We start from the raw sequence: 12,662 nt of genomic DNA, 5'->3' as shown, positions 1-12,662 counted from the left end.
AATACCACAAACCTTACATTTGGCTTTATTATTGAATAAAATTGGTTACCATTTCAATCACATACATATGAAAAAGCACATCGTAATCGTAGGAGGAGGTTTTGCAGGAATTAATCTTATAAAATCTTTGGTTAATGATAAAAGATTCAGAATTACTTTAGTGGATAAAAACAATTATCACTTCTTTCCGCCATTGATTTATCAGGTTGCTACATCATTTATTGAGGCTTCGAATATCAGCTATCCTTTCAGGAAATTACTTTCAAATTATAAAAATGTAAATTTCCATATGGGAAGTCTTGTAAACGTGGATCATGAAAATAATATTCTTGAAACCGATACGGGAAATCTGCATTATGATTATCTGGTTCTTGCTTTGGGAACGGAATCTAATTTCTTCGGAATGGAAAATGTAAAGAAATGTTCTATTCCTATGAAAACCATTGATGAAGCACTTTACTTAAGAAATTATATGCTTTTAACTCTTGAAGAAGCTGCGAGAAATAAAAACATCAAAGAAGCACAGAAACTTCAGAATATTGTGATTGCAGGAGGCGGGCCGACCGGAGTGGAACTTGCGGGAATGATTGCGGAAATGGGAAGCTATATCGCTGAAAAAGAATATCCTGAAATTAAACTCAGCCTTTCCAGCATTTATTTAATTGATGCTCTTCCGACTTTACTTTCTCCGATGAGCAAGATGGCTCAGGAAGCTGCCCACGATCAGCTTAAAAAGTTAGGGGTAAAAATTATTTTAAATACAGCCGTAAAGGATTATGTGGATGGAAAAGTAATTTTAGGAGACGGGAAAACCATTGAAACAGAAACACTAATCTGGACTTCAGGTGTTATCGGTCGTGAAGTTCCCGGAATTCCGGCAGAGAGTTTAGGTAAAGGAAGAAGAATATTAGCAGATGCTTATAATAAAGTTCAGGGAATGAAAAACATCTACGCATTAGGCGATATTGCATTGCAGTTCTCCGATGAAAATTTCCCGAAAGGACATCCGCAGCTGGCTCAGGTTGCGATACAGCATGCCAGAAATTTAGGTAAAAATTTTAAAAGAATTGAAGAGGAAAAGGTACTCACTCCTTTCAAATATAATGATAAAGGAAGTATGGCAATTATTTCGAAATTCAATGCGGTGGTAGATCTTCCTAAGTTTTCCTACAAAGGATTTATGGCGTGGTTAACGTGGCTTTTTATTCATATTATTCCATTGATAAGTTTTGGAAGCAGGGTGCGTCTGGCTTTCAACTGGTTAAGATTATTTATTACCAACAATCCTTCCATCCGTCTTATTTTAAGACCTAAAAAGGAAAATGCGTTTCACACAGAATTTTAAATTTCATGATTTATTTCATAACTTTACGGAACTGTAACAATTCGGTTACGGTCTAAAATTCCCAAAAGTGAATATTCATAACAGGAAAAAGTTTCTGAGCTTTCTGAAGTTCAAGAGAGACTTTCAGAAGTATGGACTTGAAAAAGCGCGCAGCTACGAACTCATTTTACATTGGCTAAACAACAGACTCAGCAGAAATCAGTTTTTGGTTTTGTCCGGAATTATTGTCGGATGTTCAGCAGGTTTGGCAGGAGTAATTCTTAAAACTCTTGTTCACAATATTCATCATTTTATTACCACAAAAGTTCATTTTGAATACCAGATTCTGTTTTATATTATTTTTCCGTTTCTGGGAATTGTTTTAACGATAAGCATCGTTTTAACGATATTTAAAGGACAGGATAGAAAGGGGATCGGAGCGATTTTATATGAAATTGCACAGAATTCAAGCATTGTTTCTTCCGTTAAAATGTACTCGCAGATTGTACAGAGTGCTATAACAGTAGGATTTGGTGGTTCTGCAGGTCTTGAAAGTCCGATTGCAGTAACCGGAGCAGCCATCGGTTCCAATTTTGCGCAGACCTATCGTCTCAGCTACAAAGAAAGAACCCTTTTACTCGCTGCAGGAGCCACTGCCGGAATCGCTTCCGCTTTTAATGCACCGATTGCAGGAATTATGTTTGCCTTTGAAATTCTTTTAACGGGAGTTGTATTTACAGACTTTATTCCTTTGGTTGTTGCCGCAGTCTGTGGAAGTTTGCTGTCTAGAATTCTGCTTCAGGAAGATGTCCTTTTCAGGTTTTATACAAGAGAAGCTTTTAATTATAAAAATGTACCGTATTATCTTATTTTAGGAATTGTTACAGGTCTATACGCAAGATATTTTGTGGTGATTTCCCAAAAAGTTGAACATTTTATCAAAGGGCTGAAAATGTCCAGACTCCGAAAGGCAATGTTTGGCGGAGCTGTTTTGTCTTTGCTTTGTGTACTTTTTCCACCGTTATTCGGAGAAGGTTATGATACGGTGAAAGCTTTTACCAACGGAAATACCCACAATATTATTCAGAACAGTTTTTTCAGATATTTTGAAATCAAAGATTTTACGATTATCATTTTTTTAATTCTGGTTTTATTGCTGAAAGCTTTTGCAACATCTTTCACTATTTTCAGTGGCGGAAACGGCGGTAATTTTGCACCTTCTCTTTTTGCGGGAGGAACAGTAGGTTATCTTTTTGCAGTTGTCTGTCAGCAGATTGGCTTTACAGAAGTTCCTGTTACGAATCTTGTTCTGGTAGGAATGGCGGGAGCCATGAGCGGCGTAATGTATGCTCCTTTAACAGCTATTTTCCTGATTGCAGAATCCAGTTTTGGGTATGATCTTTTTATTCCGCTGATGATTGTTTCCATTATTTCTTATCTGATTGCTAAATGGTTCTCTCCTATTTCTCCGGAACTGAAATCTTTGGCAGATCAGGGGAAAATTTTCACCAATAAGCATGATAAAAACATTCTTTTCTCTTTAAAAACGGAAGAATTTATTGACAGATATTCTCAGACTATTAACGAGAATGCTCCTGTTACTGAATTATTTGAATTGGTAAAAAGCGGAAATAAAAATATTTTTGCGGTAATAAATGAAGACCAGGTTTTAAGAGGAATTTTAACACTGGATGATATCAGACCTTACTTATTTAGCAATGATGAAGTTTCCGCAACAATTATTCATATCATGAAAGCTCCTCCTGCGATTATCCGTCCGGAAGACCAGCCTCTTGAGATCCTTCAGACTTTTGATGACACCGGAGTCTGGAATTTGCCAGTTGTAGATGATAATAATCAATTTATAGGATTTATATCTAAATCAACAATATTAATGAGCTACCGACAGCTTTTAAAAGAATATTCTGAATAGGATTTTTAAAAATATTTTCATCATCAACAAAAAAGACCGACATTTCCGTCGGTCTTTATATTTTAAATTTTATTGAATTAAACTCCTCCCATCACATACATATTTTCCATTGTAGGAACCGGACTTCCGCCCTTTTTTTCCAGTGTAATGGCAAAAGCCTGAGCATTGGTGATGTTGGCAAGAGCAATCTTGCTGTCTTTTTCTTCAGTATACATACCTGCATCCACAGGTTTTCCGTCTGCAATCGCCCAAAGCTGATACTGCATTCCTTCCGGAGCTTTTGGTAAACTTTCGGCATCAAGATAAACATCTTTAGTTTTGGTATCCCAGAAAACCATTGCTTTGGAATCGGTGTGTTTTTCTACGCCTTTCAGTTTTACCATTTTCATATCAGGATTGGAAATCATTTCCATTTTCTGATTCATTTTCTGCATTGCAAGATTCTGAGCATTTTTCTCAGTTTCCATTTTTGCAATGGCTGCTTTTGTTTCTTTCTGGCTGTTCATCCAGAAAATATTTCCGCCAACGCTTACCAGAAGCAGAACCGATGCTGCAACGGTATATACTTTCCAGTTATTATTTCCCTGAATTCTTATCTCTTCCTGTGGTTTTGCTGCAGGAATATCTGCAGAAAATACAGGCTTTTCTTCTTCTTCAGCAGTCTGTTCCTGCTGAATTCTGTTCCAAATCTTTGATTTTAAATCTGCCGGAGGTGCGACTGCCTGTGCCGTTGCAAGATCTTCCAGTGTTTTCTGTGCTTCTTCAAAAGCAGTTTTTACTTCTGCATTGTTTTTCATCACACACTCCAAAATACCCGCCTCCTCAGGAGAAGCAAGACCTAGAATATAAGATTCTATGATTCCGGATGATATGTATTCTTTAGTGTTCAATTTATTGATAATCTTTTAGCAAATCTTTTAATTTCATAAGTGCATTCCTCATTTTAGTTTTAACCGTTCCCAGCGGTATCTTCAGTTTTTCGGATATTTCATTTTGTGTATATCCCTGATAATACGCGAGATCGATAAGTTCCTTTTTGTCAGTTTCCAGACTTTCAAGCACGTTGGCAAAACCGATGTAATCGGAAGAGTTGTTGGTTGTTGAAAGCTCTGCAGAATTATATACGAAATCCGGAAGCGATTGGTTTTTCAGTTCATTCTGAAAACCTTTGGATTTTAAATAATCGATCGCTGTATTTCTTGCTATATTTATCATCCAGGTATAAAACCTGCCCTTCGAAGCATCATATTGGTGGATAGAATTCCATATTTTAACAAAAACGTCCTGAATGATCTCTTCTGTATATTCCTTAGACTGAACAATTCGAAGAATTACTCCGTACAACGCACCTGAATAGTGATCATACAGATGATGAAAACCGGTTTCGTTTTTTTCTTTTAATAAAACGATTAGCTGCTCTTCAGAATATTTTGTTTTAATAGTAAATTATTTTACTCATCAAAAGTAACAATAATATTAATCATAACCAAATTTTAAAAATTCTTTTAAATCCTTATTAAATGTAGGTATATGTTAACAGATTATGAATAATATTCCACTATATTAAAATAAAAACAAAATTTAATACACTGTTTTTCAATTGATTGTGATTTTTATTCAATTTTTTAAATCCAAAATAAAACCGAGTTCGTAAATGATTTTAAGAACAGACAAATCAAATAATTTATCATTAAAAATCAAAAGAAATGAATACAAGATCAAAAATCGCAGTTTTAGGAATGGTGGCTTTATCATTCGCTTTCAGTGGAAACGTAACAGCACAGACAATGAAGGAAAAAACAGTAATGGTTGGCGGAGCGCCGATGTATCCTTCAAAAAACATTATCGAGAATGCAGTAAATTCTAAAGACCACAAAACATTGGTGGCTGCCGTAAAAGCTGCAGGTCTTGTAGAAACTTTACAGGGAGCAGGACCTTTCACAGTATTTGCGCCTACAGATGCAGCCTTTGCAAAACTTCCAAAAGGAACAGTAGCAAATCTTGTAAAGCCTGAAAATAAAGAAATGCTTACAAAAATCCTTACTTATCATGTCTTACCGGGAAAATACAGCTCTAAACAGGTTTGGGCAGCTGTAAAAGCAGGAAACGGTAAAGCAATGATGAAAACAGTAGAAGGTGAAGAACTTACTTTCTGGGCAAAAGGTAAAAATCTTTATGTAAGAGACGCTAAAGGGAACGATGCAAAAATAACCATTGCAGACGTTAACCAATCCAATGGTGTAATTCATGTTATCGATACGGTATTAATGCCATAATAATTTTTAAGTGTGAGAAACAGCATAATATTTATGCTGTTTTCTTTCAAACTTATCTAAAAACACATTAACAATAAATAAATCTCTACACTAAAAAATAATATTATGAAAAAAACTATTAATGTTTCTAACCAGGGAGCGACTCTGGATACAGGCAGAAGAAATTTTTTGAAACTGAGCGGTGTAGGTCTTGCTCTTGCAGGTCTTACCATGATCGGTTGTGATGACGATAATTTCGATATGGTTGAAAATAACGTTTTCGACCTTGGAAAAGGTGATGTGGGTGTATTAAATTACGCTTATGCACTTGAACAGTTGGAAGCAGATTTCTATACCAAAGTGGTTAATAATTTCTATTCCGGAATCTCAAATGCCGAAAAACAACTTTTTACAGATCTTTATCATCATGAAGTAATCCACAGAGACTTCTTTAAGGCAGCGATCAGCGGAGCAACATCTAACGTCTTGCCTACTCTGGAATTTCAATATCCAAATGTAAATTTTAACGACAGAAACTCTGTGCTTGCTACTGCAAAAGCATTGGAAGATACGGGAGTTGCAGCGTATAACGGAGCTGGAAAATACATTACCAATGCAGATTATCTTGTAATTGCAGGTAAAATTGTTTCCGTAGAAGCAAGACACGCTTCAGCGATCAGAAACCTTATCAACCCCGGAACTGCGGCTTTCTCCGGTGATGATGTGATTGATGCTAACGGACTGGATCTTGCCAAAGAACCAAAAGAAGTTGTATCTGCAGCGGGAGGATTTTTCAAAACACCTTTCACTTGGAAAGAACAGGGAATCGGTTAATTATTCACTTCAAAAAATTACATTATGAATATTCTTAAATTACTAGATAAGCTTTCTGATGATAAATTCTTCACTACAGAAACATCAAGATTAGAAACACTTACCAATATTTCATCTTTCGGGAAAAAAGCGGTTATTGCTGCAGTTCCTTTCGGATTAGGAGCCTTAATGACGACTCCTGCAAAAGCTGAAACCACAGACACTACAAAAAATGCAACATTCTTTAAAAGTGCTTTAACGGATGCATTGCAATTAGCTTTGGTCTTAGAATATCTTGAAAATGAATATTATGCATTAGGATTAGCGGCATCATCCCTAATTCCAAGTGCAGACCGTGTAGTATTTATGCAGATCGCAAAACATGAATCTGCACACGTAACCTTTCTGAAAAATACTTTAACTTCTTTGGGAGTAACTCCGGGAGCTAAACCAACCTTCGATTTTACGGCGAACGGAAGTTTTTCACCTTTTACAGATTACAATCAGTTCTTGGTTTTAGCGCAGGCATTTGAAGATACAGGAGTAAGAGCGTATAAAGGACAGGCAGGAAACGTAATGTCTAACAAGACTGTTCTTCAGGCGGCGTTACAGATTCACTCGGTAGAAGCAAGACACGCTTCACAGGTGAGAAGAATGAGAGCGAATAAAGGATGGATAGAATTGGCAGACGGAGGAAATATGCCTTCTGCAACCAACCCTGTTTACGCAGGAGAAGGCAATACAAATCAGGCAGGCTTTAATACCGCTACAGCTTTCGGAGCTGCTGCAGGTTCTGCTGCCTATGACGAAATTTTAATTGGAAGTGATGCCCAGGCAATTGCATCATTATTCATTGTCTGAGGAGTTTTTACCTTAAATTTTTAGCTGTTTAATCCCTTTCCGATATGTTCGGAAAGGGATTTTGAAAATATTAAAAAAAACTGTTAATTATTTTTTCATCCATGTCTGATTTTCTTTATTGTCAGAACGTTTTCTGCCATTATCAACATTATAGGCAAAACCAACTCCTAAAGTCTGTTTTAGCTGTGTTTTGGCAATCTGGTTATGATCATACAATAAGTCCAGAGTAACGTTGGTAGAAATGAACTTATTGATTTTCATATTTAAAATTCCGCTGTAGGCAAGCACGAGTCTTTCCGGATGATCCAGATAATTGGAAAAAACGGAACCTGTATTAATCAGGGTGATATTATCCATGATCTTCAGCTTGTACATAGCTGTTCCCAAAAAACCGAATTGAAATAAAGATGAATCGCCGTCATTTTTCAGCCCATAAATTCCCTTATACTGAAGATCTTTATCCAGTACAAAAGTCCATCTTGCATTCGCAGGACGTATTGTAGCCGTAAAATTGTCATTAGGTCTGTACGTTACCCCTGCTCCCATATTCAAATAACCGGGAGCCATGAAATTTGAAATTTTAGCTGCATCCGGATTATTTCCGTCCGCGTATCCCGGAGCAAACTGCGTCTGCAAACTGGCTCCTGCAGAAATGTACCAGTTTTTTGCAAATTCTCTTCCGTAATTGGTCGAAAGATTAATGACATCCTGAGTTTTTCTTGTGCCGACTCCTTTCGTATTATTTTGTCCGTATCCGAGAATAATAATATTTTCCCACAGATCTTTTCCTTTTTCGTAGGTAAGATTATAGTTCAGTCCGGCAAGCCACCCCACATTATTGGCTCCTCCTCCAACCCAGTTTGAAAAAGCCGCCTGATTGAGCATTAAGGTATTCTGCCCCTGAATGCTCCATACTTTTGCAGTATCCGAAACAGCAGCTTCGCTTTTTTCCTGAGCAGATAAATGAATCCCTAGTAAAACGATAAACGGAAGTAATTTTCTTTTCATAGGTTTATATTTTAGTTTAAAATTAAAAATAAAATTTAATGATTTATTAAAAATTTTGAACTTAAATGAATTTATCTGAAATTATTTTACGTCATTATACAAAAAAAACTGTTCGCAATAAGGAACAGTTTTAAAAAAAAATAATGTGAATTAAATTGCTTTTGCCAAAGGCCAGTCGATGGGAACTTCAGTGGCTGCAAAAAGATAATTGGTTATTATTTTATCGCCTGTTAAAACAATTACATCTACGAGACTTCCCTTTGTATACCCTTCTTTAAAAAAGTTTTCTTTTATTTCATCAGAAATCGCTCCTTTATTTTGAGCAATAGATTGTACTACCTTCGCCAATGCATCCAATTTCGAGTCAAATGAAACATCTGCTTTTCTTATCTCAATAATCTGTTCATCTGTGAAACCGTTCATTTTAGCGATGGCTGTATGAGCACTTAAACAATATAAACAGTTATTGAACTGGCTTACCACAAGATTTACCACTTCTTTCTCCTTCGCTTTTAAGGAAGTTTTAGAGCTTTGTAATGCAATATACGTTGAAAGGGCATTTTCCGAATAGGCAAAAGTTGCATACAAATTTGGTACAAAGCCAATTCCTTTTTCTAAATTTTCAAAAATTGCCTGATTTGCTGCTGATACTTGTTCTTTTTGAGGAACTTCAAAATTTTTCATTGTTTTTAATTTGTTTAATTAATTTTACACTGCAAAGTTGCGGTTTCAGGAAAGGCAATTCCATAGCAGAATTTCCCGAAAGATTTAGATTTTTTCCCTTTCTGACTTTTTTAAAAGTTTTTCTGAATTAAAATGAAATTTTAATGTTTAAACTAATTTTAAATTTAACCGCAAGAGAGACAAAAGACTTTAGTGGATTTAAAGTATTTCAAAAGTCAGCAAAGAGAAAAAATCTTTGATTTTTTAAAACTTAGGTGCACTTTTTTTTCCATTTAACTATTAAACTAAACTTAAGAAACTAAAGTGTTTAAATTTTTTGCTTCTTTTGCGGTAAAAAAGTTTAAACAAGCTTGATAAAGGAAATTTCCAGAATAATCCAAGTGCTCAAAAGAATAAAAATCAAAGATTTTTAAAAACTATTGTAAGCTTTTCATTTATAATCACCAACTTTAAATAAAAGTTTAGTTTATCTTTTGCTACTTTTGCGGTTAAATAAGAAGTTCAAACAGACTTAATGATTTATTCTTTAAATAATAAACAGACCGGCTCCGAATGTCGGCTTTTTGTACATCCCGAACTTTTCGACCGGGATTTTTACGGGAAAGACCGCGAGAAAAAGCTGCTTACCATTGCCTGGAACAAAGGCGAAGACCAAAAAGTAATCATTGACGGGATTGAATATATTTTTAGATCGGGAACCGTTCTTTGTCTCATGGTCAATCAGTCTTTTCAGTTTGAAGATTCCTCCCGAATTGTTGCATGGCAGTTTAACAGGGATTTTTACTGTATTGAAACGCATGATGAAGAAGTAAGCTGTGTCGGATTTCTGTTTTACGGTTCAGCCGACATCATGTTTATTGCTGTTGACGAAAAAGATCATGAAAAATTATCATTTTTACAAAGCATTTTTATTGAGGAGTTTCAGGAAATCGACGGAATTCAGGAGGATATGATCAGAATGCTGATTAAAAGACTCATCATTATTATTACAAGACTTGGAAAAAAGCAGTTTTTAAAGGAAGAACTTCCCGAAGTAAAACTGGATATCATCAGAAGTTTTAATCTTTTGGTGGAAAAGAACTACAAAACTCAGCATTCTGTAAAATTTTATGCAGATCAGCTTCATAAATCGCCAAAGACTTTATCCAACCTATTCAGATTGTACAACAGCCAGAGTCCGTCGTCTGTTATTCAGCAGAGAATCTTTCTTGAAGCAAAGAGACTTTTGCTGTTTACCGATAAATCTGTAAAGGAAATTACCTATGAACTGGGGTTTGATGACGTGTCGTATTTCAGTAATTTTTTCAAGAGACTTTCAGGAAATACACCTGTTTCATTTAAGAAGAAAAAGCCTGTAAAGAAATAAAAAAGATGATTTTAAACCAATTAGTTTTATCTATTGACATCATGAAAAAAATATGTTATTTTTTTTCTGAAAATATTAGGATTGAAAATCATTTTTTAATTATATTTGTGAATCGAAATAATTTTTTTTCATCATTTGTGTTTTTTTAGGCTCCTTTCTAAGGAGTCTTTTTTGTTTTTATCAGGTAACGCGTTTCTTGTTACTCGAAGCTACCCATTCATCTTTTTTACATTTGCTGCAGTTTCCAGCCATACCTTTGGGCTTTTCTTCCGTATGTCCGCAGAATGTGCAGGAATAAAATCCCTGATGAACAATCGTTTTCACAGGATGATCCAGAGAATCCGGCATAATCGGAAGTCCGTACTTTACTCTTTCATCTTCGAAATAAAACACACTGATTTCTCCGGAAATTTCTTCAATGGCACTTTCAATCTGCCCAAGTTGGGAAATTCCTTTTAATCTTAATTCAGCAAAAAATTCATCACTCCCCAGATTTTCTTTCTTAAAATTTTCAATGGAAAATTCACCATTTTCGATCAGGCAGATGGATTTTCCCTCAATAAGCTGTTCGATTTTCTTATTTTTTGCGATAAAATACGTTACAATAGTGTACAGAAAAATAATAACCGCAAATACGATAAAGGATGAAATAATTCCGACATCTTTATTAAACATTGGATCTCCCGCTGCAGAACCAAGTCCGATAATAACCACCAGTTCGAATATTGAAAGCTGCTTTACTCCCCTCTTTCCCAAAACTCTTAATCCTATGATAATGGTAATGAACATAATGGCGGTGCGGAGAATAATTTCCAGAATAAAAGACCATTCTTCGTGCCCCATTAAAAGCTCTTTCCAGTCTAATTGTAACAGAAATACGGATAGCATATAAAATTTATTTTTGCAAGGTTCAAAAAATAAGCCAAGCAAAAGAAAAATATAGCATGAACGTTTGTCCTGAAAATAAAAGCCACCTCTGTTGAAACGGCTTTTTCTATTATTCTTTAATCCATTCTTCGCTGAGCAAAGCGTAGATTACATCATCTGTCCAGTTGTTTTTCCAGAATAAACTTTTCACAAAATGACCTTCTTTTCTAAAACCAACGCGTTCCATCAGTTTAATAGAATCAATGTTTTCCGGATCTACAGAAGCCATGATCCTGTGTTTTTTCAGATCACTGAAAAGAAAATTAATCACTCCTTTTAACGCTTCAGAAGCATATCCTCTTCCCTTAAAGTCTTTATTTAAAGTAATTCCTAACTCTGTCTGCAAATTTTCTGCACCAAAAAAATGAATTCCGATATCGCCGATCACAGCTTTTGTATCTTTTTCCGTAATTAAAACCTGATACCAGCTTTCCGGCTGATTGAATTCTTTGTTATTTCTTTCAATAAACTGTTCAACATCTTCCAATGTTTCCGGAATCCAGCTCTGAAATTTGTTGGCTTCCGTATCAGAACGATAATTAAAAACTGCCTGTTTATCGTCCAAAGTCAGATCCCGAATCAGTAATCTTTCTGTTTCTAAATGCATCTTTTATAATTTGATCCGGCTAAATTAAGATTTAATCTCAAATCTTAAAACAAGAGATTTAAACACCTAATTCAGCTTCTTCACCGTCATTCAGCACAAAACATTTTTCTTCCAAACCATTCTCCTTAATTTTTTCTTTAATAAATTTTCTGTCTTCTTTTGCATGACTTACACTTTCAAGATGTGTTACCCAGATTTTTGAATTCGGCGCGGTTTCACAGACATTTATAATATCCTGACTTGTCATCACAATCGGATCTCCCACGACAAAAGTTGCGGCTCCTCCTGCAACAACAATGTGTTCCGGCTGATGTTTTTTAATTGCCTGTTCCACTTCTTCACACCAGATACTGTCGCCCACAATATAAACCGACTGTTCAGCATTTTTAAAGACAAACCCATGAACTACGCCCATTTGTTCTTCAATTTCCCCTGTTCCATGATGTCCGTCCGTTAAAGAAATTTCAATATTTTTAAACTGTATTGTATCGTTAAAATCAATCACATTTTTAAATCCAGCCTCGGAAATCTGTTCGGAAATGATTTCAGGACAAATAATGGGTACATTTTTATCTAAAAGTTCAATCGCTTTCGGGTCCCAATGATCGGGATGAAGATGTGTAACGGCTACCGCATCAATCGTTTTTAATTTTTCCTGCAGTTCTTCCTCTCCAAAAGGCAAATCCACTAACGGATTCAATAATTCATTGTCTACCATCGGGAATTGTCCCAAAGAACCTTTTTCACCTAACATCGGATCAATTAAAATGTTCAGTCCATCAATATTTAAAAGCAGCGTTGCATTTCGCCATAATTGTAATTCCATTTTCTTTAATTTTGTATCTGCAAAGCTATTATTTAAGTGAAATTAAATAATCGATGGT

Annotated in this window: 13 protein-coding genes; 6 read left to right on the top strand and 7 right to left on the bottom strand. The window is 35.4% G+C overall.

Annotated features, from left to right (window positions below; translation table 11 throughout):
* The first annotated feature begins 67 nt into the window (after positions 1 to 67).
* Together AC52CF_RS09685 and AC52CF_RS09680 are read left to right on the top strand one after the other, a co-directional pair.
* Complete coding sequence (locus tag AC52CF_RS09685) at positions 68 to 1,345, top strand: NAD(P)/FAD-dependent oxidoreductase (protein ID WP_214589781.1); 1,278 nt, start codon at positions 68 to 70, stop codon at positions 1,343 to 1,345.
* 67 nt (positions 1,346 to 1,412) lie between these two features.
* Positions 1,413 to 3,257, top strand: coding sequence for a chloride channel protein (locus AC52CF_RS09680; protein ID WP_496518117.1), 1,845 nt, complete (start codon positions 1,413 to 1,415; stop codon positions 3,255 to 3,257).
* Between the two features lie 77 nt (positions 3,258 to 3,334).
* On the opposite strand, the gene AC52CF_RS09675 is transcribed toward AC52CF_RS09680, so the two are convergent.
* Complete coding sequence (locus AC52CF_RS09675) at positions 3,335 to 4,147, bottom strand: anti-sigma factor (RefSeq protein WP_214589783.1); 813 nt, start codon at positions 4,145 to 4,147, stop codon at positions 3,335 to 3,337.
* A 1-nt stretch (position 4,148) separates the two neighbouring features.
* Positions 4,149 to 4,601, bottom strand: coding sequence for an RNA polymerase sigma factor (locus tag AC52CF_RS09670; RefSeq protein WP_250902148.1), 453 nt, complete (start codon positions 4,599 to 4,601; stop codon positions 4,149 to 4,151).
* Between the two features lie 362 nt (positions 4,602 to 4,963).
* Here AC52CF_RS09670 and AC52CF_RS09665 point away from each other — a divergent pair, with 362 nt between their 5' ends.
* From AC52CF_RS09665 to AC52CF_RS09655, 3 genes are all read left to right on the top strand, one after another.
* Positions 4,964 to 5,533: a fasciclin domain-containing protein gene (locus tag AC52CF_RS09665; protein WP_375181709.1), complete on the top strand. Its 570-nt coding sequence runs from the start codon at positions 4,964 to 4,966 to the stop codon at positions 5,531 to 5,533.
* Between the two features lie 105 nt (positions 5,534 to 5,638).
* Positions 5,639 to 6,346 (top strand): ferritin-like domain-containing protein, encoded by a 708-nt coding sequence (locus tag AC52CF_RS09660; RefSeq protein ID WP_076390204.1) that lies wholly within the window; start codon positions 5,639 to 5,641, stop codon positions 6,344 to 6,346.
* A 24-nt stretch (positions 6,347 to 6,370) separates the two neighbouring features.
* Entirely contained in the window at positions 6,371 to 7,186 is an 816-nt protein-coding gene (locus AC52CF_RS09655) for a ferritin-like domain-containing protein (protein ID WP_375181708.1), read from the top strand.
* A gap of 87 nt (positions 7,187 to 7,273) precedes the next feature.
* Here the strand turns inward: AC52CF_RS09655 and AC52CF_RS09650 are convergent, their stop codons facing one another.
* Positions 7,274 to 8,194, bottom strand: a complete 921-nt coding sequence (locus tag AC52CF_RS09650; protein ID WP_336688939.1) for a DUF3078 domain-containing protein — start codon at positions 8,192 to 8,194, stop codon at positions 7,274 to 7,276.
* Between the two features lie 150 nt (positions 8,195 to 8,344).
* A complete protein-coding gene (locus tag AC52CF_RS09645; RefSeq protein WP_375181707.1) occupies positions 8,345 to 8,878 on the bottom strand; it encodes a carboxymuconolactone decarboxylase family protein in 534 nt (177 codons plus the stop codon).
* A gap of 514 nt (positions 8,879 to 9,392) precedes the next feature.
* Between AC52CF_RS09645 and AC52CF_RS09640 the strand changes: the two genes are divergently transcribed.
* A complete protein-coding gene (locus AC52CF_RS09640; protein WP_496518116.1) occupies positions 9,393 to 10,244 on the top strand; it encodes a helix-turn-helix domain-containing protein in 852 nt (283 codons plus the stop codon).
* A gap of 180 nt (positions 10,245 to 10,424) precedes the next feature.
* Here the strand turns inward: AC52CF_RS09640 and AC52CF_RS09635 are convergent, their stop codons facing one another.
* The 3 genes from AC52CF_RS09635 to AC52CF_RS09625 form a co-directional block, all read right to left on the bottom strand.
* Positions 10,425 to 11,132: a DUF421 domain-containing protein gene (locus AC52CF_RS09635; RefSeq protein ID WP_496518115.1), complete on the bottom strand. Its 708-nt coding sequence runs from the start codon at positions 11,130 to 11,132 to the stop codon at positions 10,425 to 10,427.
* A 109-nt stretch (positions 11,133 to 11,241) separates the two neighbouring features.
* On the bottom strand, positions 11,242 to 11,778 hold the full coding sequence (locus tag AC52CF_RS09630) for a GNAT family N-acetyltransferase (RefSeq protein ID WP_496518114.1): 537 nt from the start codon (positions 11,776 to 11,778) through the stop codon (positions 11,242 to 11,244).
* A 58-nt stretch (positions 11,779 to 11,836) separates the two neighbouring features.
* On the bottom strand, positions 11,837 to 12,604 hold the full coding sequence (locus AC52CF_RS09625) for an MBL fold metallo-hydrolase (RefSeq protein WP_496518113.1): 768 nt from the start codon (positions 12,602 to 12,604) through the stop codon (positions 11,837 to 11,839).
* Positions 12,605 to 12,662 lie beyond the last annotated feature (58 nt).

The organism is Chryseobacterium sp. 2P (assembly GCF_059579425.1).
Note: the sequence above shows the minus strand (reverse complement) of the source record. Positions and strands in the feature narration are given on the sequence as shown.